23 protein-coding genes are annotated in these 21,699 nt (G+C 64.0%); 11 read left to right on the top strand and 12 right to left on the bottom strand.

The window, feature by feature from the left end; all coding sequences use genetic code 11:
* Positions 1-136: 136 nt before the first annotated feature.
* The 5 genes from R9B85_RS25210 to R9B85_RS25190 are packed head-to-tail and all read left to right on the top strand — an operon-like array spanning position 137 to position 4,445.
* Positions 137-1,054: a DUF72 domain-containing protein gene (locus tag R9B85_RS25210; RefSeq protein WP_112251794.1), complete on the top strand. Its 918-nt coding sequence runs from the start codon at positions 137-139 to the stop codon at positions 1,052-1,054.
* A complete protein-coding gene (locus tag R9B85_RS25205; RefSeq protein WP_133972890.1) occupies positions 1,051-1,836 on the top strand; it encodes an endonuclease/exonuclease/phosphatase family protein in 786 nt (261 codons plus the stop codon). The genes R9B85_RS25210 and R9B85_RS25205 overlap by 4 nt, the downstream gene beginning before the upstream one ends.
* Positions 1,833-3,035, top strand: coding sequence for a cardiolipin synthase ClsB (gene clsB, locus R9B85_RS25200; RefSeq protein ID WP_112251770.1), 1,203 nt, complete (start codon positions 1,833-1,835; stop codon positions 3,033-3,035). Before R9B85_RS25205 ends, clsB begins: the two co-directional genes overlap by 4 nt.
* Complete coding sequence (locus R9B85_RS25195; RefSeq protein ID WP_112251769.1) at positions 3,035-3,982, top strand: lysylphosphatidylglycerol synthase domain-containing protein; 948 nt, start codon at positions 3,035-3,037, stop codon at positions 3,980-3,982. The genes clsB and R9B85_RS25195 overlap by 1 nt, the downstream gene beginning before the upstream one ends.
* Before the next feature lie 34 nt (positions 3,983-4,016).
* Entirely contained in the window at positions 4,017-4,445 is a 429-nt protein-coding gene (locus tag R9B85_RS25190; RefSeq protein ID WP_112251768.1) for a hypothetical protein, read from the top strand.
* A 176-nt stretch (positions 4,446-4,621) separates the two neighbouring features.
* Here the strand turns inward: R9B85_RS25190 and R9B85_RS25185 are convergent, their stop codons facing one another.
* Both R9B85_RS25185 and R9B85_RS25180 read right to left on the bottom strand, forming a co-directional pair.
* Entirely contained in the window at positions 4,622-4,846 is a 225-nt protein-coding gene (locus R9B85_RS25185; protein ID WP_215520876.1) for a metallothionein, read from the bottom strand.
* Positions 4,843-5,307 carry a phosphotransferase system, HPr-related protein gene (locus tag R9B85_RS25180; RefSeq protein ID WP_423770700.1) on the bottom strand — a complete coding sequence of 155 codons (465 nt, stop codon included), beginning with the start codon at positions 5,305-5,307 and terminating at the stop codon, positions 4,843-4,845. Before R9B85_RS25180 ends, R9B85_RS25185 begins: the two co-directional genes overlap by 4 nt.
* A 272-nt stretch (positions 5,308-5,579) precedes the next feature.
* Here R9B85_RS25180 and ligD point away from each other — a divergent pair, with 272 nt between their 5' ends.
* Genes ligD through R9B85_RS25155 form a run of 5 tightly spaced genes read left to right on the top strand, consistent with a single transcriptional unit; the run spans position 5,580 to position 11,189 of the window.
* Positions 5,580-8,075, top strand: coding sequence for a DNA ligase D (gene ligD / locus R9B85_RS25175; RefSeq protein WP_423770699.1), 2,496 nt, complete (start codon positions 5,580-5,582; stop codon positions 8,073-8,075).
* 51 nt (positions 8,076-8,126) lie between these two features.
* Complete coding sequence (locus tag R9B85_RS25170; protein WP_112251764.1) at positions 8,127-9,170, top strand: acyl-CoA dehydrogenase family protein; 1,044 nt, start codon at positions 8,127-8,129, stop codon at positions 9,168-9,170.
* Complete coding sequence (locus tag R9B85_RS25165) at positions 9,167-9,922, top strand: PIG-L deacetylase family protein (protein ID WP_112251763.1); 756 nt, start codon at positions 9,167-9,169, stop codon at positions 9,920-9,922. Before R9B85_RS25170 ends, R9B85_RS25165 begins: the two co-directional genes overlap by 4 nt.
* 11 nt (positions 9,923-9,933) lie before the next feature.
* Positions 9,934-10,533, top strand: coding sequence for a class I SAM-dependent methyltransferase (locus R9B85_RS25160; RefSeq protein WP_207879318.1), 600 nt, complete (start codon positions 9,934-9,936; stop codon positions 10,531-10,533).
* The gene (locus R9B85_RS25155) at positions 10,530-11,189 is read left to right on the top strand and encodes a glycosyltransferase (protein ID WP_423770698.1); all 660 of its coding nucleotides are present in this window, start codon (positions 10,530-10,532) and stop codon (positions 11,187-11,189) included. The genes R9B85_RS25160 and R9B85_RS25155 overlap by 4 nt, the downstream gene beginning before the upstream one ends.
* Positions 11,190-11,381: 192 nt before the next feature.
* On the opposite strand, the gene R9B85_RS25150 is transcribed toward R9B85_RS25155, so the two are convergent.
* The 10 genes from R9B85_RS25150 to R9B85_RS25105 form a co-directional block, all read right to left on the bottom strand.
* Positions 11,382-12,203, bottom strand: coding sequence for a Ku protein (locus R9B85_RS25150; RefSeq protein WP_423770697.1), 822 nt, complete (start codon positions 12,201-12,203; stop codon positions 11,382-11,384).
* A 74-nt stretch (positions 12,204-12,277) separates the two neighbouring features.
* Positions 12,278-13,183, bottom strand: coding sequence for an SDR family oxidoreductase (locus tag R9B85_RS25145; RefSeq protein ID WP_207879312.1), 906 nt, complete (start codon positions 13,181-13,183; stop codon positions 12,278-12,280).
* Positions 13,184-13,369: 186 nt separating this feature from the next.
* A complete protein-coding gene (locus tag R9B85_RS25140; RefSeq protein WP_423770696.1) occupies positions 13,370-14,131 on the bottom strand; it encodes a hypothetical protein in 762 nt (253 codons plus the stop codon).
* A gap of 490 nt (positions 14,132-14,621) precedes the next feature.
* Positions 14,622-15,209 (bottom strand): nucleosidase, encoded by a 588-nt coding sequence (locus R9B85_RS25135; protein ID WP_112254022.1) that lies wholly within the window; start codon positions 15,207-15,209, stop codon positions 14,622-14,624.
* Positions 15,210-15,265: 56 nt separating this feature from the next.
* Positions 15,266-16,372, bottom strand: coding sequence for a carboxylate-amine ligase (locus R9B85_RS25130; RefSeq protein ID WP_215520880.1), 1,107 nt, complete (start codon positions 16,370-16,372; stop codon positions 15,266-15,268).
* A gap of 6 nt (positions 16,373-16,378) precedes the next feature.
* Positions 16,379-17,332, bottom strand: coding sequence for a methyltransferase (locus R9B85_RS25125; protein WP_112254020.1), 954 nt, complete (start codon positions 17,330-17,332; stop codon positions 16,379-16,381).
* Positions 17,332-18,666 carry an iron-containing redox enzyme family protein gene (locus tag R9B85_RS25120; RefSeq protein ID WP_423770695.1) on the bottom strand — a complete coding sequence of 445 codons (1,335 nt, stop codon included), beginning with the start codon at positions 18,664-18,666 and terminating at the stop codon, positions 17,332-17,334. Before R9B85_RS25120 ends, R9B85_RS25125 begins: the two co-directional genes overlap by 1 nt.
* 21 nt (positions 18,667-18,687) lie before the next feature.
* Positions 18,688-18,885, bottom strand: a complete 198-nt coding sequence (locus tag R9B85_RS25115; protein ID WP_112254018.1) for a hypothetical protein — start codon at positions 18,883-18,885, stop codon at positions 18,688-18,690.
* A gap of 60 nt (positions 18,886-18,945) precedes the next feature.
* Positions 18,946-19,122 carry a general stress protein gene (locus R9B85_RS25110; protein WP_085625022.1) on the bottom strand — a complete coding sequence of 59 codons (177 nt, stop codon included), beginning with the start codon at positions 19,120-19,122 and terminating at the stop codon, positions 18,946-18,948.
* Positions 19,123-19,577: 455 nt separating this feature from the next.
* Positions 19,578-20,441, bottom strand: a complete 864-nt coding sequence (locus R9B85_RS25105) for a Dyp-type peroxidase (RefSeq protein ID WP_112254017.1) — start codon at positions 20,439-20,441, stop codon at positions 19,578-19,580.
* 184 nt (positions 20,442-20,625) lie between these two features.
* Here R9B85_RS25105 and R9B85_RS25100 point away from each other — a divergent pair, with 184 nt between their 5' ends.
* Positions 20,626-21,519 carry a bile acid:sodium symporter family protein gene (locus R9B85_RS25100; RefSeq protein ID WP_112254016.1) on the top strand — a complete coding sequence of 298 codons (894 nt, stop codon included), beginning with the start codon at positions 20,626-20,628 and terminating at the stop codon, positions 21,517-21,519.
* Positions 21,520-21,699: the final 180 nt, after the last annotated feature.

The raw sequence follows: 21,699 nt of genomic DNA, 5'->3' as shown, positions 1-21,699 counted from the left end.
GTGGAAACGTCGCGGGCCACAAAGTTCAACGCGGCATCCGCCTTTTCCGTTGGTCAACCGTGCTGAACCCTGGCCGCTGTTCACCAGTCGCACCTTCAGAGTGACCGAACAAGGACCCGGCAATGAGGAAGGCAGCGTGAGCGATATCCGCATCGGCATCTCTGGTTGGCGCTACGGCCCCTGGCGCAAGGATTTCTACCCGAAGGGCCTGCCGCAGGACGACGAACTGGCGTTCGCTTCGCGAGCGGTCAACAGCATTGAAATCAACGGTTCGTTCTACAGCCTGCAAACGCCCGAACGCTATCGGGGCTGGCATGACGAAACACCGCCCGGCTTCGTGTTCGCGGTAAAGGCCCCGCGCTACATCACCCATGTACGCCGGCTCAAGGACATCGAAGAACCCATGGCCAATTTTTTTGCTTCCGGGCCGCTGCTGCTCGGCAAGAAACTGGGCCCATTCCTGTGGCAGTTTCCACCGAACATGAAGTTCGACGAGGCCCGGTTCGCCCGTTTTCTCGAACTTTTACCGCACAGCCGCAAGGCTGCGCGCGAATGCGCACAGGGCTGTGCGCAACGCCTGCAGGGCAACGGCAGCACTGATATCAAGGGTAATGCTCGGCTGCGCCACGCCGTGGAAATCCGCAACGAAAGCTTTCTGTGCGAAGCCTTCATCAAGTTGCTGCGCAAGCACCGGGTGGCGCTGGTTGTGGCTGACAGCGCCGGGAAATGGCCGTATGTCGAAGACCTTACCGCCGACTTCGTGTACATGCGCCTGCATGGCGATGTCGAGCTGTACAGCAGTGGCTATACCGCCCAGGCGCTGCGGCGCTGGAAGCAGCGCATCCAGCTGTGGAGCCAGGGCGGCCAGGCCGACGATGCCCAGCTGGTCGTGCCCGGGCCGCCGCCACGGCGCGCCGCCCGTGACGTCTACTGCTATTTCGACAACGACCAGAAAGTGCATGCGCCGTATGACGCCCGGCGCCTGTTGCAGAAGCTGTCGCTGGACCATGAGCTGATGACCGAGCCTGGCGTGGTGCCGGAGGTGACCTTGTGAACAGGACACTGCCTGCCCCGCACTGCATCATCGACAAGATCACCGCCGTGCATCGGCTGAATGTACTGACGTTGAACGTGCACAAGGGCTTCACCTTCTTCAACCGGCGCTTCATCCTGCCCGAGCTGCGCGAAGCGGTGCGGGCCACCGGTGCCGACCTGGTGTTCCTCCAGGAAGTGCACGGCAGCCACCAGCAACATGCCCTGCGCCACCCAGCCTGGCCGGAGACGCCACAGTACGAGTTCCTGGCTGACAGCATGTGGCCGCAGTTCGCCTACGGCCGTAACGCCGTTTACCCCCATGGTGACCACGGCAACGCACTGCTGTCGAAATTCCCCATCAGCCGCTTCGACAACCTCGACGTCTCGGTGCAGGGCAACGAGCAGCGCGGCCTGCTGCATTGCCAGCTGGAGGTGCCGGGCCATGACCAGGTGCATGCGGTGTGCGTGCACCTGGGCCTGCGCGAGGCCCACCGGCAACGCCAGGTGAAGCTGCTGCTGGACCTGCTCGACAGCCTGCCGCCCAAGGCGCCGGTGATCGTTGCCGGCGACTTCAACGATTGGCGGCTGAAGGCCGATGCGGTGCTGTGCGAACACCTGGTAGAAGCCTTCGGCGAGCATTTCGGCACCCCGGCGCGCAGCTTTCCGGCGCGCCTGCCGCTGTTGCGCCTGGACCGCATCTACCTGCGCAACGCCATGCCCGGCAGTGCCCAGGTGCTGTCGAAATACCCGTGGTCGCACCTTTCCGACCACGCCCCTCTGGCATCGGAGATCAACCTGTGAACCGACCCTGGGTAGACGGCAACAGCGTGCAGTTGCTGATCAATGGCGAGCAATATTACCCCCGCGTGTTCGAGGCCATGGCCCAGGCACGGGAGGAAATCCTGCTGGAGACCTTCATCATCTTCGATGACAAGGTTGGCCAGCAATTGCAGCAGGTACTGATCGATGCCGCCCGCCGCGGAGTGCGTGTCGAAGTGGCCGTGGATGGCTACGGCACGGCCGACCTGCCTGCGCCGTTCATCGCGGCCATGACCGATGCCGGGGTCAGTTTCCACGCCTTCGACCCGCAGCCGCGACTGGTGGGCATGCGCACCAACCTGTTCCGGCGCCTGCACCGCAAGATCGTGGTGATCGACGGCGAGCGAGCGTTCATTGGCGGCATCAACTACAGCGCCGACCACCTGGGCGACTTTGGTGCCATGGCCAAGCAGGACTATGCCGTGGAGGTCGCCGGCCCGGTGGTGGCGCAGGTGCATGCCGCCAGCAAGCGCCTGATGTCGCCGGTACTGCAGCCGCCCAGCGCGGTACGGCCGCTGACCGAGCCTGCCGGTACCTGCAGCGCCGTACTGGTCGAACGTGACAACGGGGTGCGCAGCACCGATATCGAGGCCCATTACCTGCAAGCGTTTCGCAGTGCCCGGCAGCGTATCGTGGTGGCCAATGCGTATTTCTTCCCGGGCTACCGGCTGATGCGCGAACTGCGCAATGCATCCCGGCGTGGCGTGGAGGTGCGGCTGATCCTGCAGGGCCAGCCGGACATGCGCTGGGTGCGGGCGTTGTCGCGGCTGCTGTACAACTACCTGTTGCGCGACGGTGTGGCCATTCACGAGTACTGCCAGCGGCCGTTGCACGGCAAGGTGGCGCTGGTGGACGACCAGTGGGCTACGGTCGGCTCCAGCAACCTGGACCCATTGAGCCTGTCGTTCAACCTGGAAGCCAACCTGTTCATCCGTGATCGCGCCTTCAATCACCAACTCAACCAGCACCTGCAGGCGCTGGCCCGCGAACAATGCAAGCCGGTCACCCTGGAACGCATGGTTCGCGGCTACTGGTGGCGCGCGCCGCTGATTTTCCTGTGCTTCCACGTGATCCGCCATTTCCCGCGGATTGCCGGTTGGTTCCCGGCGCACCGCCAGCACCTGCGTTCGCTGCAACCAGAAGCCGAGGCTCAGGGTGACTATCACGAGGGCAAGACCTGATGGCGCGAAAACACTGGCAAACCTGGGGCAAACGGCTGTTCACCCTGGCATTCCTGATCCTGATCCCTGTGCTGCTGTACCTGCTGGCGCGCAACCTGGACTGGAACGAGGTACGCCAATCGTTGCTGGCCTACAAGCCCGGCACCCTGGCCATCGGCCTGGCGCTGGCCGGGTGCAGCTACCTGACATTCGCCAGTTACGACCTGCTGGCCCGGGCCTACACCGGCCACCACCTGCCGGCTCGCCAGGTTTTGCCAGTGGCCTTCGTGTGCTATGCCTTCAACCTCAATTTCACCACCTGGGTGGGTGGTGTGGCCTTGCGCTACCGGCTTTACAGCCGCCTGGGCTTGGACACGGCAACCATCACCCGCATCATCACCCTGGGCCTGTTGACCAACTGGATGGGTTACATGCTGCTGGCTGGCACGGTGTTCGCCTTGCGCTTGGTCGAGCTGCCTGCCAACTGGGCGGTCGGCGCCAGCGGACTGCAACTGATCGGCCTGGTTTTGCTGGCGATTGCCGCAGGCTACCTGCTGGCCTGTGGTTTCGCCAAAAAGCGCACCTGGCGCTGGCGCGAGCATGAGGTAACGCTGCCATCGCTGCGCCTGGCGCTGTGTCAGGTGGTACTGGGTGCCAGCAACTGGGCGCTGATGGCACTGCTGATCTTCTGGTTGCTACCTGGCGAAGCCTTCTATCCATCGATACTTGGCATCCTGTTGATCAGTTGCGTGGCGGGTGTGGTCGCGCATATCCCGGCCGGGCTGGGTGTGCTGGAAACGGTGTTCCTGGCCCTGCTGCACGGGCAGCTTGCCCAGGGTACGCTGGTGGCGGCCCTGCTGGGGTACCGCACGCTGTACTATCTGGTGCCGCTGTTGCTGGCGGTGCTTACCTACCTGATCCTGGAAAAGCGCGCCAAGGCCATGCGCCGGCGCGACAAGCCTGCCTAGAGCTGACAAGGGCCATTGGCCCGGGAGGTGGCAAATGCGTGGCGCTGTCTTGAAGCCGATGTTCATCCTGATGGTGGCCAGCCTGGTCAGCGGCCAGGCCTTGGCCGAAGCCTGCAATGTGCTCACCCGTTCCTCCAGCGAGGCGGTAACGCCGGTGGAGCGGCACAGCTGTTACAGCTACAGCAACCTGCCCGCCGAGGCGATCAACTGGTCGTGCAGCAACGAGAACAAGGACATGCTCAACAGCGAAAAGCACAAGGTCGCGCGTTGTGCGGATGGCAGCGTTGGCAGTTGCATCGCACCGTTGACCCAGGAAGCATTGGCCAACCCCAAGGCCGCCGGCGGTGACAGGCCGGCATTGCCCAAGGATGCGCGGGTCATCACCTACTACTACGACACCCCCAGCCTGGGCCAGGCCCGCACTGATTGTGAGCGTAGCAATGGCATTTGGCAGACTCATTGAGCCGTCTGTTATGGCCTGTACCGGCCCTATCGCCGGCAAGCCAGCTCCCACACCGACCGCATTGGCCGCAAGGACTGCGTTATCCCTGTGGGAGCTGGCTTGCCGGCGATAGGGCCAGAACAGACATTCAGAACAGCGGCATCAATTGATGTTCTGGCCGCAGGTAGGGTCAGGCATCAGGGCGAAATCGGGTCACTCGCCGGGAAAGTCTCGTCCAGCGCATTGTCCACCGCGCTTTCTCCGGTTTTCTCGCCACAGTGGCAATCAGGCATTCGGCACGGCTCGCCATCGCGATGCCCGCTGGCGCAGGCCTCGCAGCAATACACCTTGCCTTCGAGCTGCAAGGCATTGGCATCCACGGTGCAGGAACAATCTGCACAGGCACAACGCAGTTCGTTCATGGCTTGCTCTCCTCGTCATCGACTACATCATCGGTCCACGGTTCGCCATCCAGCGGCGCGGAGCGGGCCAGTTCGGCTTCGTCCAAGCCTATGCCGCCGCCAATTTCACTGGCCTCCACCCGCCGCAGGGTCTTGTCTGCCGGGCCGCCGCTGCCGCCCGGTTCATGCGGGTCGCGGGCGCCGGTTTCGTCCAGCAAGGTGTCCGGGCTCAGGTCGTCATAAGTGACATTGTCCTCGTGCAGGCTGTCGCTCAACGCCTCGCCGCCGGTCATGCCGCTTTCGGCTACGCGCCGGGGCGGGAACTCGCGGGCCACGTCCGCGGCTGGTCGCTCGTCACCCACACGCCCCTCGCGCTCGTCCAGGCGCTCGTCGAAGTCCAGTTCATGCACGCTGCCCATGCGGTCTTCGGTGTCGTCGATTTCGCTGGGGGTATACGGCTTCGGTTCATCTGCTCGGGCCATGTGCCTTCTCCGTCAGGTGGCTTCATTCGGTCGACTGCACCTGCTGCTGGAAGATTCAGAGTTTTTTTGAACTACCGCCCAGGCCGCTGCCTCCCAGCTTAGGGTTTGTATGAAAAGTCGCCGAGCGGCGATCAGGCAAGGCGAAAACAGGCGAGGAAGCGGAGTTTACGGGTTGTAAATGAGCATTCCGTGCCTGTTTTCAACGCAGCATGATCGTCGCGCAGGCACTTTTCGTACAAAGTCTAGAGACTGCGAACCGCCCGGAGCCCACCATGGCCAAGCCCCTGCAGGAATATGCACGCAAGCGCGACTTCAATGCCACGCCCGAGCCCAGCGGCAAGCGCAGCCGTGGCAAGCGGGCCCACGCACTGCAGTTCTGCATCCAGAAGCACGATGCCAGCCACCTGCATTACGACTTTCGCCTGGAACTCGATGGCACGCTGAAAAGCTGGGCCATCCCCAAAGGGCCGTCGCTGGACCCCAAGGTGCGCCGCCTGGCCGTGCACGTGGAGGACCACCCGCTGGACTACGCCGACTTCGAAGGCCATATCCCCGAAGGCCATTACGGTGCAGGCGATGTGATCGTCTGGGATCGCGGCATCTGGGAACCCGAAGGCGATGCGCGCGAGGCCTATGCCAAGGGCAAGTTGCGTTTCCGCCTGCAAGGCGAAAAGCTCGGCGGTGTATGGAACCTGTTCCGCACCCACCTGGCCGGCAAGAAGGAACAGTGGATGCTGGTCAAGTCGCACGACGGCCAGGCGCGCAGCGAAGCCGACTACAGCATTGTCGACGCCCAGCCCGACAGCGTGCTCAGCGACCGCACGCTGGTGCCGCGCAAACCGGCAGCAAAAAAGGCCGCCGCGCCACGTCGCAAGGCCCCCAGCAAAGCCCCGAAGGTGCAGTTGCCGGCGCAGTTGCAGCCACAACTGGCGACCTTGGTCGACTCCCCGCCCAATGGCGACTGGCGCTACGAGGTCAAGTTCGACGGTTATCGCATCCTTGCCCGCATCGACGGTAATGATGTGCGCCTGTTCACCCGCAATGGTCATGACTGGAGCAGCAAGATGCCCCGGCAGGTTGCCGCCTTGCGTGCGCTGGGCATCGATTCGGCCTGGCTCGACGGTGAGGTAGTGGTGGCCGACGATAATGGCTCGGCGGACTTCCAGGCGCTGCAGAACGCCTTCGACACCGAGAATGACGAGCACATCACCTATTACCTGTTCGACCTGCCCTTCCTCGGCGGCCAGGACCTGCGCCAGTTGCCGCTGCAGGACCGGCGCAACACCTTGCAGCACTTGCTGGAACACAACGAATCGGACCTGCTCAAGTACTCCGCCGACTTTGACCAGCCCGTCGAATCCCTGCTCGACAGTGCCTGCCGGCTGCAACTCGAAGGCCTGATCGGCAAGCGCGTCGACAGCCCCTACAGTGGGCGCCGCAGCCCCGACTGGATCAAGCTCAAGTGCAAGCAACGCCAGGAGTTCGTGATCGTCGGCTACACCGACCCCAAAGGCAGCCGCAGCGGTTTCGGTGCCCTGCTGTTGGCCTTGCACGACAACGGCAGCGGCGAGTTGCGCTATGCCGGCAAGGTCGGCACCGGCTTCAGTGCCACCACTCTGGCCAGCATCCATGCCCGGCTGAAACCCTTGGAAATCGCCAGGCCGGCCCTGCCCAACCCGCCCACCGGGGCCGAAGCCCGGGGCGTGCACTGGCTGAAACCGCAACTGCTGGCCGAAGTCGCCTATGCCCAGATGACCCGTGACGGCATCGTGCGCCATTCGGTGTTCCACGGCCTGCGCGATGACAAACCGGCTACCGCCATCGACCTGGAGCGCAGCATGCCTGCCAAGACCCTGCCCACGCGCAAGCAGGCCAAGGCCCCCGAGGCCTTGGGCGAGCTGCGCCTGACCCACCCCGAGCGGGTGGTCGACGCCACCAGCGGCGTTACCAAGCGCGAAGTCGCCGAGTACTACGCCGCCGTCAGCCAGTGGATAATGCCCCAACTCAAGGACCGCCCGGTCGCGCTGGTGCGCGCGCCGGACGGCCTGGCCGGGGAGCTGTTCTTCCAGAAGAACGCCGGTCAGCTGCATCTACCCAACGTGCTCAGTTACGACAAGGCCGAGGCCGGCCAGGCGGCGATGGTCATCAACCGCGCCGACACCTTGCTGGGTGCTGTGCAGATGAACATGCTCGAGCTGCACACCTGGAACGCCACCGACAAGGACTTCGACAAGCCCGACCGCTTCGTCCTCGACCTCGACCCGGACCCGGCACTGCCGTGGAAGGCCATGCACGAGGCCACCCAACTGGCCCTGACGCTTCTGGATGAACTGGGCTTGAAGGTATTCCTCAAGACCAGTGGCGGCAAAGGCATGCACCTGGTCGTCCCGCTGACCCGGCGGGCGGGCTGGGATGAAGTCAAGGCGTTCAGCCACGGCATCGTCGATTACCTGGCCAGGCTGTTCCCCGAAAGGCTCAGTGCCGTGTCCGGGCCCAAAAATCGCATCGGGCGCATCTTCATCGACTACCTGCGCAATGGCAAAGGCGCGACCACCGCCTGCGCGTATTCCCTGCGCGCCCGCGAAGGCCTGCCGGTATCCGTGCCGATCTGGCGCGAGGAACTGCCGCAACTCAAGAGCGCCAACCAGTGGAACATCGGCAACGTGCTTGAACGCCTGGGCGATGTGGACGACCCCTGGGCCGATTATGCCAAGACAAGGCAATCGATCACCGTAGGCATGCGCAAGCAACTGGGGCTGGCCCGGTGACGGCTTGCCTGCAGCGCTACGCCCGCAGCGCCTCACCAAGGAGCCGAGCCCATGAGCATCGTTCAGGATTTTGACCTGACCAACCTCGACCGCCTGCTGCGTGCCTTCGGCGAGCGGCAGCAACCGCTCAACCTGGATACCCAGTTGCCGCAACTGATCCAGGCACTGCAAGCCGACCACCTCGACCTGCTCCCCCTGCCCGGCCAGGGCAATACCCTGCGGCGCTGGCAAACCCTGGCCCGGGTGGCAGGCTGTGACCTGGCCTTGGCCAAGCTGTACGAGGGCCACACCGACGCGTTGGCAATCCTTGCCGAATGCGCTGCGGCACACCACGCCGCTGAGGGTATATGGGGCGTTTGGGCCGCCGAACCGCCGGATGCCCGCGCCTGCATCGTGGCCCGTGAGGGCGACCAGGTTCGCCTGGAGGGTCGCAAGGCCTGGTGTTCCGGCGCATTGCAGATCGACCGGGCACTGATCACGGCCTGGGACCAGCACGACCAGCCCCAGTTGGTGGCCATCGAACTGTCCCATCCTAGCCAGGGCCTTGCCATAGAACGCTGGCAGGCCATCGGCATGGCCACCACCGCCAGTGTTGAAATCGAATTCAACCATACCCCTGGCATCGCCATCGGCCGCCCCGGGCAATACCTCTCCCGCCCTGGTTTCTGGCATGGCGGTGCTGGTATTGCGGCCTGTTGGTACGGCGCCGCGGAAGCTTTGGCCGATTACCTGCGCGAACACTGTCGCAACCCCCGCCCCGATCCACACGCCGATGCTCACCTGGGTGCGGTCGACGCGGCGTTGTACGGCGCCAGGGCGGCACTGCGCGAATGCGCGGCGTGGATCGACCGCCAGCCAGGCGCAGACGCGAGCTTTGAAGTGCGCCGCACCCGCGCCCAGGTGGAACAGGCCGTGGAACAGGTGATCCACCACGTTGGCCGGGCGCTGGGCGCCTCTCCTTTCTGCCGTGACAACCATTTTGCCCGGCTGAGCGCCGACTTGCCGGTGTTCCTGCGCCAGAGCCATGCCGAGCGCGACCTGGCGGCGCTCGGTGAGCAGTTGACCCAAAAGCCGGCAGGAGTCTGGCAGCTATGAGCGAGAACCTGATCCAGGCGAACAGCGGTACACCGTGGGCTGCCTGGCAGCAGGCCGCGCACCTGGCCAGGGCTACCTGGATCACCCCGCAGCAGCTGTGCCCACCGGGCCGTCGCCTGGTAGTGCTGGCTCCCCACCCCGATGACGAGATTCTCATGGCCGGCGGGCTGCTGGCAGGCTTCCAGGGCCGAGAAGACGACCTGGTGCTGATCTCCGCGACCGATGGTGAAGCCAGTCACCCTGGCTCTGCCCACTGGAGCGAACACCGCCTGCGCCGGCAAAGGCCGCTGGAAAGCCGCCATGCACTGCAACAGCTTGACCTCGACCTCGGCCGCCTGGACTGGCGGCGGCTCCACCTCAAGGACGGCGCGTTGCCGCGCAACGAGGCGTTCCTGCTCAACCACCTGAGCCAGTTGCTCAGGCCTGACGACCTGCTGATGGCCACTTGGAGCGGCGATGGCCACTGTGACCACGAGGCAGCCGGCCGGGCTGCGGCGCAGGCGGCCCGGATGCGCAAGGTGCAATGCCTGGAAGTACCGGTATGGGCCTGGCACTGGGCGCAACCGGACGACCCGCGCCTGCCATGGCCACGCGCTCACCGCATCCAGCTGGACGAGGCCAGCCTGGTCCGCAAGCGCAAGGCCCTGGCCGCACATGTCAGCCAACTCGAGCCGGATGGCCCGCGCCCGCCCGTACTACCGCCGAACTTGCTGGAGTGTCTGCTGCAACCTTTCGAACTGGTGTTCCTGTAAATGGAGTTGTCATGAGCCTCGACCCACAGTATTTCGCTGACCTGTACGCCAGCAGTGAAGACCCTTGGGCCTTTCGCACCCGCTGGTACGAAAAGCGCAAGCGCGACCTGGTCATGGCCAGCCTGCCGCGCCAGTGCTACCAGCGGGTGTTCGAGCCGGCGTGTGCCAATGGCGAGCTCAGCGCCTTGCTGGCCGAGCGTTGTGCCAATCTGTTGTGCCAGGACCTGGACCCTACCGCGGTAGCACTGGCCGGTGAACGCTTGGCTGGACTGCGCAATGTCTCGGTGGAGCTGGCACGGCTGCCGGCGGACTGGCCGGGTGGGCGCTTCGATCTGATCGTGTTGAGCGAGGTGGGTTACTACCTCGACCCGACCGACTGGTTGCAGGTGATCGAGCAGTCGGTAGCCAGCCTGGCCTACGATGGCGGGCTGCTGGCGTGCCACTGGAAGCACCCCATCGCCGGTTGCCCGCAAGACGGGCGTGAAGTGCACCGCATGCTGGCCCGGCACCTTCCGCTGCATCTGCAGTTGCAGCATGACGAGGCGGACTTCGTGCTGGAGTACTGGTCCGCTCAGCCCAGCGTGGTCGACCTTGATGAGACTTGCCCATGATTGCCGTGGTGATCCCGGCCCACAACGAGGCCCGGCGCCTTGGGCGCTGCCTGCGGGCAGTACTGGCCGCGGCCCAGCAGGCGCAGCAGGCGGGGCACCAGGTGGAGGTGCTGGTGGTGCTGGACCGCTGCAGCGACGGCAGCGCCGCCGTGGCAAGACGCCTCGGTGTACCGGTACTGACGGTGGATGCCGGCAACGTCGGTATGGCCCGCCGGGTTGGCGCAGCGTACATGGTCGAGCGCGGCGCGCAGTGGTTGGCGTGCACCGATGCCGACAGCCGGGTACCAGCGCACTGGCTGCTGTCGCAACTGGCCTGCAGGGCCGAGGTGGTATGCGGAACGGTACATGTCGAGTCTTGGCAACCCTGGCACACAGCGGCCTTGCGCAAGCTGTACCACAGCCGTTACCAGGCATGTGAAGGGCATCGGCATGTGCATGGGGCCAACCTCGGCGTATGTGCCGACGCCTATGATCGGGTGGGTGGTTTCCAGCCTCTGGCAGCGCATGAAGACGTGCAGCTGGTCAGCGCCCTGCAGGCCAGTGGCGCGCAGATCGTATGGACCGCCAGGCACAGCGTGGCCACCAGCAGCCGGCGCGACAGCCGCGCCCGCGAAGGGTTTGGCGATTATCTGGCGGGGCTGCAGGCGGAGGTTTGACAAGGCTGTACCGGGTAGGCAGAACATGAGCCAGCAACCCTCACGCGCAGCCTGTGGGAGCGGCTTTAGCCGCGAAGAATTCAACGCGGTGCATGGCACCGGCTGCGCCGGTGTTCGCGGCTAAAGCCGCTCCCATAGGGGCCCCGCGTTATGTGCAGTTCCATGCGAGCTGGTTTGCGGTGACGATTCCTTTCACGACGCTTTGCGTGTCTTCTTCGCCGGCTTCTTGCCACCCAGGCTGCGCTTGAGCAGTTCGGTGAGGTCGAGGATGTCCGCACCTTTCCCCGCTTCCGTCGCCTCGCCCTTCTCCACCGTCTCGATCTTGCCCTTGCTGGCCTTCTCTTCCACCAGGTCCATGATGGTCTGGCGGAATACATCCTGGTAATCCGCCGGTTTCCACTGCCCGCTCATGTCTTCAACCAGCCGCTTGGCCATATCCAGCTCGCGCTTGTCCACCTTGGCCTCGGTCACACTGCTGTCCAGCTCCAGTGTTTCCAGCCCGCGCACTTCCTCGGGCCAGCGCAGGGTGATCATCACCAACGCGTCGTCGAGCGGCCGCAACAGCGCCAGGTGCTGGCGGGTGTGCAGCACCACCGTGGCCAGCGCCACCTTGTTGGTCTTCGCCAAGGTTTCGCGCAGCAAGGCGTACACCTTGCCGCCACGACGGTCCGGGGTAAGGTAGTACGGCGTGTCAAAGTACTGCAGCGGAATCTCGCCGGCCTCGACGAAGGAAAAGATGTCGATCGTCTGGGTCGCCTCGGGCCTGGCCTTGCGAATTTCCTCTTCGCTTATTACCACGTAGCGGCCCTTCTCGAACTCGACGCCCTTGACGATGTTGTCCTTGTCGATTTCCTTGCCGGTGACCTTGTTCACCCGCTTGTAGCCGACCGGCTCCATGCTGCGCTTGTCGAGCCAGTCGAAATCGACTCGCTCGGTGCGCACCGCGGTATTGAGGGCCACGGGTATGTGCACGAGGCCGAAACTGATGGCGCCTTTCCAGATTGCCCTAGCCATTGGAGGTGCTCCCAGGGTTGCCTGCCAATACTTGAATCGACTGCAACGGGCGGCGAAGGTTTAGCCGCCCTGCCCTACGGCAGCGGGTTGCCGCCCGTCACGCCGAACACCTCCCCGGTGATGTAGCTGGACTCCTGGCTGGCCAGCAACACATACACCGGCGCACACTCGGCGGGCTGCCCCGGGCGCTTCATCGGTGTTTGCGCGCCGAATTCGGGGATTTTCTCCGGTGGTTGGCCGCCACTGGGCTGCAGTACGGTCCAGATGGGCCCCGGGGCCACCGCGTTGACGCGGATACCGCGCTCGATTACCTGCTTGGCCAACGCCTTGGTGAAAGCGACGATCGCGGCCTTGGTGGTGGCATAGTCGAGCAAGGTGGCTGAAGGCTGGTAGGACTGGATCGAGGCGGTGTTGATGATGGTCGCCCCCGCCGGCATCAGCGGTACTGCGGCCTGGCAAAGCCAGAAAAGCGCGTAGACGTTGGTTTTCAGAGTGTGGTCGAACTGCTCGTGGCTGACCTGGCTGATATCCTTGCGCGCTTCCTGCTTGCCGGCAACGTTGACCAGGATGTCCAGGCCGCCGAGCTGCTCGTGGGCCTGGTCGACGAGTTCCTTGCAGAACTGCTCATCCTTCAGGTCACCGGCAATGGCCACCACCTTGCGGCCTTCGGCTTCGATCAGCTTGATGACTTCACGGGCGTCGGGTTGTTCGATGGGCAGGTAATTGAGGGCAATGTCGGCACCCTCGCGGGCAAAGGCGATGGCCACTGCCCGGCCGATGCCGGAATCGGCACCGGTGATCAGCGCCTTGCGCCCTGCCAGGCGGCCAAAGCCCTTGTAGGTGGTTTCGCCGTGGTCCGGCTCGGGCTGCATGTTGGCATCCAGCCCCGGCGCTGGCTGGCCTTGGGCCGGGAACGGTGGGTGCGGGTACTGGGTCAGCGGGTTCTGCATGCTGAACTGGTCGTGGGGTTTGTTGGGCATGGGGGTCACTCCTCTGGTGAAACCGGTATCGGCCCTTCGCGGGCTTGCCCGCTGCCACAGGTCTTGAAACGGGTGGTAGTCCTGTGGGAGCGGGCAAGCCCGCGAAGGCCGCTCTACCGTTTTCGAGGTGAACCGCCATCGATGGTTTTTTCCGACTGGTCAATACACCGACCAGCGGTCGATACGTCACTCAGAGCGACTAATTCCGTGCCTCGACTGCGTCGACATCCGGTGCGTCCGGTGCATCAGGGGCATCTGGCGCGTCGTCCACATCCGCCTTGGCAGCGTCCCTGGCTGCATTGGCAGCGACTTTGGCTTCGTCCCTGGCAGCATCAGCAGTTGCCCTGGCTGCATCTCTGGCCGCGTCAGCTTCGTTTCTGGCTGCGTCCCGGGCGGCATCTGCCGCGTCCCTGGCAGCGTCTCTGGCTTCATCTGCGCCTGCCAAGCCAGCCGCTTTTGCAGCGTCGCGGGCTGCATCCGCCTCGGCTCGGGCAGCGTCTCTGGCGGCATCTGCAGTAGCTTTTGCCGCATCCCGGGCGGCATCTGCTTCAGCCCTGGCAGCGTCCCGCGCTGCATCAGCATCGTTTCGGGCTGCGTCCCTGGCGGCATCTGCCGCATCGTTGTCGTTGTCGTTGTCGTTGTCATGCGCATCGCCTGGGGCTCTGCCGGCCATGCCACCACGGTCACCATGGTCACCATGGTCACCATGGTCACCATCGCCGCCACCCGGGCCGCCATGTCCGCCACCACCATCACCACCGTGACCACTTCCAGAGCCACCGCTGCCGCCACCGTGACCGCCACCGCCTCCAGAGCCACCGCTGCCACCACCGTGACCACCGCTGCCTCCAGAGCCACCGCCGCCACTGCCGTGACCGCCGCCACCTCCAGAGCCACCGCCACCGCCACTGCCGCCGTGACCACCGCCGCCGCCACCGTCCTTGGCATACACGCTGGAGAAACTACCGATGTAGGCGGGCACCAGGACGGTCGATGCCGACAGGACGCCACCTATTGCCAATGCCAACAAACATTTCTTGAGCAACATGATGCACCTCCGCTTGGAGTTGCGTCGTCATCTCCGTATCGAACGCAATGACCAATGAGTTCGCAACCGCTCATGGAGCGGACAGCCAACCGGCGCGGCCATAGATCTGCAGTGTCAGCGAGCAGCTTCAGTTTTCGCACGATCCTTCAGAGCCAGTCAGCATCTTTGCGTGGGAAATATTCCCACACATTAAGACTAGTACTGTCTGCCTGAGTTCCAATGACCGAATATCAGGCCAAGGCACGTTTCAGGACTGTTGGGGCCGCTTTGCGGCCCTTCGCGGGCTCGCCCGCTCCCACAGGTTTGGTGCCATGCTCAGGATATGCGCGGTTCCTGTGGGAGCGGGCAAGCCCGCGAAGGGCTGCAAAGCAGCCCCAATCAAGCTAGCAGTCACGCCTGGCTGAACAGCACCCGCCTGAAAGCCTCGGCGGCCAGGTGTACCTGCACCGCCCAGTCCTGCGCTGCGTCACTGCCGGCGTCATCGGAAATGTATTTCAGGCACACGAACGGAATGCCTTCGCTACGTGCGATCAGCGCCAGCACGTAGGCTTCCATGTCGACTACGTCGTAAGGTGCATCGCCATGGTTGATTTCGAAGCTGTCACCACTGCCGCAGGTTTCCAGGGGCAGGCCGGGGATCTGCGCCCCGTGCTCCAACACCACCGGGATGTCCGACAAAGGCGTCTGGTAGCGGGCAAAGCCCAGCGGGGTCACATCCATGTCGCGCTGCACGAAGCGGGTGCAGCACACCACCTCGCCTTTTCCATGCCGCTGGCTGCCGGCCGAGCCAAGGTTGACGATCAGCCTGGGCCTGCGTGCGGCAATCGCCTTGGTCAGGGCGATGGCAGCATTGACCTTGCCGATGCCGGTGAACACGGTGTCGAGGTCAGCGAATACATCGCCGGCCTCGGCTTCGAGGGCGAAGACAAACAACGTGTCGTCCAGGGAGATGTCGGGGAACTGCTTGATCAGCATCATGGCGCGGGTGGTTCCGAGTGGCTGCGAAAGGCGCGGCCATTTTCGGCCAACCCCGGCTAATTGCAAGCCCCGGCGGCCACTACCGCCCGTAACGCCTGCGCCCTGCCCAGGCCGGCAGCGCTGGCCTGGGCCAGGCACTGCAGTTGCTGGTCGGCATGGGTGCCTTGGCGCAACAGGTGTCGTGCATGGTGGAAGGCACGCTCGGCATCTGCCGTATCGACCGGCAATTGCTCCTGCAACTGGGCCAACCAACCTTCTGCCGTGACCGGCTGTTGCTCATGCAGGCCGATGAAATCGCCCTGGCGCCCATGGCGCATTGCGCGCCAGTAGTTTTCCTGGGTGATCCAGCGCTGCTCGCGGCTGCAGGCCACTGGGTCATGCCGGTACATGACGCTATGTTCTACCAGGTGGCGAAACAGCGCAGCGATGCACAGTGCGTCCTCCAGGCGCGGGCAGCCATCGCAGATGCGCAACTCGACCGTGGGGAAGCGCCGCGAAGGCCGGATCGCCCACCAGAAGTCGCCATCCACGGCCAGCGACCCGGTGCGTTGCAGCAATGCGCGGTAGCGCTCGTAGGCGGCCCAGTCCGGCAAAGGCTCAGGCAAGCCCATGTGCGGCCACTCCCCGCAAATCACCCGACGGTAGCTCATGTAGCCCGTGCACTGGCCTGCCCACAGCGGCGATGACGTACTCAGCACCAACAACAAGGGCAGCCAGCCCAATACACGGTTGATCAGTTGCATGCGGTCGCAGCCTGGCGGTACGCCCACGTGTACATGCAGGCCGTTGAGCAGGCTGCGCCGCGCTACATGCCGGTAGTCAGCGAACAATTGCCGGTAATGCGCCGGGGTAGCCGGTTTCTGCCGCAGCCAGGCAGCATTGGGATGGCTGGCCGCACCGTACAGGCCCATGCCCTCTTCGGCCAGCACCGTGTTCAACCGCTCGCGGCTGTGCTGGAAGAACTCGCGTGCCTCGAACTGGTTGGCGAACACAGGCGAGGCCACTTCGATCTGGCTGCGGAACATTTCCTGGGCAAAATGCTGGCCCAAGGCCTCCCGGCAACGCCCCACTACGGCTGGCGAAGGAGCGGCCGGTACCTGCCCTGTGTCCAGGTTCACCAGCAGGTATTCTTCCTCGATGCCGAATGTGCAGGGTCGGGCCATGCTGCGTCAGCTGTTGCGGGTGACTGTGAGCACCACCGCGGCGATGCGCTCGACCTGTTCGTAACCGGGTTCGTCCAGTTGCTCGCCAAACACATCCGGGTCGATTTCCCGATACACCCAGGACCATTCCGGGCCCGCCAGGCGCAGGCGGATGGCTTCGAGCAAGGCGTCCCGGCCTTCGATTATCGCCACGCCGGTATACAACAGTAGCGTGCCTCCTGAGCCCAGCCGCTCGCAGGCTTGTTCGACGATCCGCAGCGACAGCTGCGCGCCGAGCGAACCACCGCCATGCCGATAGGTACGCTCACCGGCATCCAGCATGTACGGCGGGTTGGCAATGATAAGGTCGAACAGCCCGGTAATGCCGCCGAGCAGATCACTCGGTTCCACGGACACGTTGCTCAGCCCCGCCAAAGCTGCGTTGATCGCTGTGTAACGCAGCGCGAGCGGGTTGATATCCACGGCGCTGACATGGGCATGGGGCGCCGCACGCGCAATCAGCAAGGCGCCCACACCTGTGCCGCAACCAATATCCACGGCATGCTCGACACGTTTCGGGGTGCGTTGCAGATGATCGTGGATGACCTGGGCGAAACGGTAACTGTCCGGGCCGAGAAACACCGCGTCGGCTTCTTGGGTGGGGTACGCAGAGTGCACCAGCAGCAGGTCGTCGATAGTCGACCAGCGCACGGTGCTGATCAGCATGTCCCCGTGCTCCTTGAGCACTTGGGCCAGCCGCATTTGTTCCAGCTCGTCGGCAGAAACCAGTGACGAACGGAACGGACGGCTCCAGCCGAATACATCGCGCACTGTCCTGGCCTGCCCAGCTTCCGGGCGCGCATTAACGCGCGCATGGGTTGCCGGGGTGACACAGGTGAAGCGGTAGCCGTCGGCACGCAGGCGCTTGCCCAACTGCAGCATTGCCTGGTCAGCCTGGATTTGTTGGGGATCGAGCAGCATCAGCGGGTTACCTCCTGGATCAGGCCGGTAGCACGCAAATAGCGCCGGGTGGCCAGCAATCCTTCCGGTGTCGCATGGCGGTTACCGGACATCGTGTCGATCAACGTTTCGATATCGGCGTCCGGGGCAGGATTCGCAGGCGTATCATCCAATTGCACTTGCACCTCCCAGCTGCCTGGCAGCACGCGACGACCCCGTGCTTGCCAGCCTGCCGCGATCCAGTCGTGCCAGAGTTGTTTTTCATACGCCGTGAACACGCCATACATCGGTGCCGAAGGGCCGTCGATGAGCGCCCACCAGCGGCTGTTGGTGGGCGCTTCACCACGGCGGATCCAGCCTTGCGTCTGCAGAGCCTGCACGAACGCGGGCATGGCGCCGGGCTCGGCCAGCCACTGGTTGACGGTGCGCTTTTGCAAGCGGCAATGGTCGGAATGCATGAATCGGCCAAAATTGCGCTTTTGTTCTAGTGCCGACAGCAGTTCGAATTCAAGGTCGAAGCTGCTGATAAGGCTGGAGGTATCGAGCCCCAGGTCGTTCAAGCGGTACCCGCTGCGCACCCGCTGGTAGAACTGACCAGTGTCGTCGAGCGGGCATAGTTGGCGCAGCGCCTGAATGGACAGATGCGCATGCCCGCTGGCCGCGTTGTCGATGGTCACGTGGAGCTGGAAGTAATGGCCATCGATGCCCAATTCCGCCAGTTCGTAGGTGGTAATCAGCAAATGCAACGGTGGCTGTTCATAGCCCAGGTTGTAGCCGATCACCTCGGGAAGAAATTCATCGCCGTGGCGCCCCAATGCCAATTGCAAGGTGCCTTGCAGGTAACGCTGGTCATCCAGTTCAGGGAGTTCAAGGCAACCCAGCCGGCTCAACAGCCGTTGGTAGATCAGTACATGGTTGCAGCGCGGGTCGCCGCTGCCCAGTTCTTCCATGTAGGTGCGAATCAGGCCGTGATAGCGCGGATCCCGCCAGTGTCGCAAGGTACTGTGCAACCATGCACCGTCCACTGCCTTGGTCGGTGCCACCTGCTGCAGGAACCACAACGCCTGGGCGCGGTTGGCAAAATAGCGCCGTGGTGCGCCTTGGCGGCGTTGCTCGAGGTAACTGGCGTAGGCTTCAGCCACCCCGCTTGCGTGGCGAGCGCTCCAGGCTTCCAGCTCAGCAGGGTCTGCAGGCAAGTCATCTGGCAAACGCTGCGCGTGTGCCAACTGTTCGCCCAGCCATGCAGTGCTCGTGCTGTCGTCGCCCACGAGCAACCTCTGGTAGCGCTCCTTCAGGCTTGGCCCATTTGCCGAAGCCGGTATCACCGCGTCGGTCTTGCGGGTCATTACCGTCATGCCGTAGTCCTTGTCCGCATTTTATTGGCTGGGTTTCTGACCAGGCATCGGTTCAGGGTCTGGCGCAGGTTGTGAAGCAGGTTTGTCGTCGGGTTGCTGCATCTGCAGGGAGGGTTTGCTTTGGTCGGCATCCTTCGCCGGGTGATCGTTGTCCCGGTCAAAACAGCCACCCAGCAAGCCAAGCGCGCCCACCAGGGTTATCAGAGGGATCAATCGCATGGGGTTCTCCTTCTGTGCAAAATCGCAGTGCCCGATCACCCGGGCACTGCGTAGCCTCACTTACGAACGGCCGCCCTTGCGGCCCGATTCGCTGGTACGGCCACCACCGGAGTGCTGGCCGCCCTTGCGCCCAGCTTCGGAGGCTTTTTCGCGGTCATTGGCAAAGTTGCCCGGGTTCTTGTTGCCACCCTGGCTGCCTTGCTGGTTGCCGGTGCGGCTGTTCTCTTTGTTGGCCATGGTCTTAAACCTCGTATGACTTCGGAATGCACGGCATTACCTGCCGTACACCTGTTGGGAGTTCAGTCATTTCGGCGGATTCGGTTTAATGCGAAGCGTTCTGACCAGCGGCATTAAATAAGCGGCATCAGCATATTTGGCGCGCCTGTCAGTCGCGCGATAGCGAGCCAGCTGGATCTGCCGATGGCAACGCAGTCGAGGTGGGAGCAACTGTCTTGGAAATCTCTTCAAGCCAGCACTGGCCCTTGTAGGAGCGGCCTTGTGTCGCGATGGGCCGCGCAGCGGCCCCGGCAATCTTTGCTGCGAAGCTGAAAACCTGGGGCCGCTTCGCGCCCCATCGCGACACAAGGCCGCTCCTACAGGTATTTGCCCATGGCTTGAGGCCGGTGTGGTCGAGGTGGGAGCTGGCTTGCCGGCTTCTGGCGGCCAGCAAGCCCAAGCTGGATGTTTAGCGATCAGGCTTGTAGCAGCAGGCGCAGGTCGACACCCGTCTCGCTCATGGGCGGGCACCAGTAATACCCACCGGTCAGTGGCCGGCTGAAGCGGTACAGGCCGTCGATGATGCCGTCCTCCAGGCCGCTCATGCGCCGCAGCTGTACCTCGAACGCATCGAAGCTGTGCCCCAGAGCCACGAAGGCCAGGCCAGCGCCGCGTTGGTCTGCCCAGGCCACCGAACGACGGACCATGAACGCCTCTGGTTCGAAGCTTTCCTGGGCCGTGCGCTTGACATGGGCCGACTCGGGGGCGTCATCGAGCTCTTCGTTGTCGCTCAGGCGGCGACCGATGATGTTGTCCTGGTCGGCCTGGGGCAGCGACTTGAAGTACTCGAGGTCGTGCTTCCACAACTGGAACGCGGCAAAGCTTGCGCCATCGGCGCCAATGGCCGCCTGCACGGCCGCTTCGTCCACCGGGTTTTCGGTGCCGTCTTCATAGCCGGTCAGGTCATGGCCGCCGCGGTGCAGGAAGCCGTCGACGCTATCGGCCAGGCGCAGGGCCGGAGCCAATGCCAGCTCCAGGGCCTGGGCCCGCAGCAGCAGGTCGCCCCGCTCGTTGCCACGCAGCCACAGCCACAGGGCGTGTTGGGTACTGGGGTTCTCCACTGCAGCATCCAGCTGAGGGAAGGCGCGCAAGCCAGGTACCTCACGGCCCAGGGCCTTGGCCAGCGGGGCGCCGACACCCAGGATCAACTGTACGCCATCGACCTGCGGCAGCAAGGCATCCAGGGCGGCAGGCAGGGCCTCGGGCGACTGCAGGGCGAAGAACAGGTGACGGGCGTGAGCCGGCACCGGGGTGGCAAGCAGACCTTGCTGGAACGGCATGACAGGAAAATCCTTGGTAAAAAAAGGAATGCTACTGCGCCTGCAGGCCCACTGCAACGCGGCATACAGCCTCGCCAGCCGCTGCGCTTGGTAATAAACGGTTACCAAGTGCTGGCGCTTTGCAATTAGCTATCAATCAGGGCCGACCTACACTCCTCCCGATCCTTCGCCCGAGAGACCGCCCATGACCGCCTCGCCTTTGCTCACCGCCTTCCTGCCGCTGGCCCTGGGCATCATCATGCTCGGCCTCGGGTTATCACTGACCCTGGCCGACTTTGCTCGCGTGGTGAAGTACCCCAAGCCAGTGGTGACAGGCCTGGTTTGCCAGATCCTGCTGCTGCCGCTGGTGTGCTTCCTGATCGCCAACGGCTTTGGCCTGGAGTCGGCCCTGGCAGTGGGGCTGATGCTGCTGGCCGCGTCGCCAGGCGGCACCACGGCCAACCTGTTCAGCCACCTGGCCCATGGCGATGTGGCATTGAATATCACCCTGACGGCGGTCAACTCGCTGATCGCTATCCTGACCATGCCACTGTTGGTGAACCTGTCGCTGAGCTGGTTCATGGCATCGGACCAGGCCATACCGCTGCAGTTTGCCAAGGTGATGCAGGTGTTCGCCATCGTCCTGCTGCCGGTAGCGCTGGGCATGCTGATTCGCCGCTTCGCACCCGCTTTTGCCGCGCGCATGGAAAAGCCGATGAAGCTGGTGGCCGCGTTGTTCCTGGCGTTCACCATCGTTCTGGCGCTGGCCAAGGACTGGCAGACCGTGGTTGCGTACGCGCCGGTGGTAGGCCTGGCCGCGCTGCTGTTCAACCTGCTGAGCCTGGGCGTAGGCTACTGGGTGCCGCGCCTGCTGAACATTCCCAAGCGCCAGGCGATTGCCATCGGCATGGAGATCGGCATACACAACGGCACCTTGGCGATTGCCCTGGCATTGAGCCCTTCGCTGCTGAACAACGCCACCATGGCGGTGCCGGCGGCGCTGTACAGCCTGATCATGTTCTTCACCGCAGCGGCGTTTGGCTGGTGGGTGAGCCGCGGGCATGTGGCGGCGCAGCCCAAGGGGGAAACGGTTAACTGATGGCCTTTGCAAGCGCTCCACGTACCCTGTGGGAGCGGGTTCACCCGCGAAGAATCCAACCTTGTGCGTGGCACCGGCTGCGCCGGTGTTCGCGGCTGAAGCCGCTCCCACAGGGTCTGTGCTGACTCAATGGGTCATATGCAGTTCCATCATGGAGGGCTGCTCACACGAGTCAGATGC

Source organism: Pseudomonas sp. NLJ1, from assembly GCF_049486705.1.
In the GTDB taxonomy this organism is placed as follows: domain Bacteria; phylum Pseudomonadota; class Gammaproteobacteria; order Pseudomonadales; family Pseudomonadaceae; genus Aquipseudomonas; species Aquipseudomonas inefficax.
The sequence above is the reverse complement of the archived record's forward strand: the minus strand, read 5'-3'. Positions and strand labels throughout refer to the sequence as shown.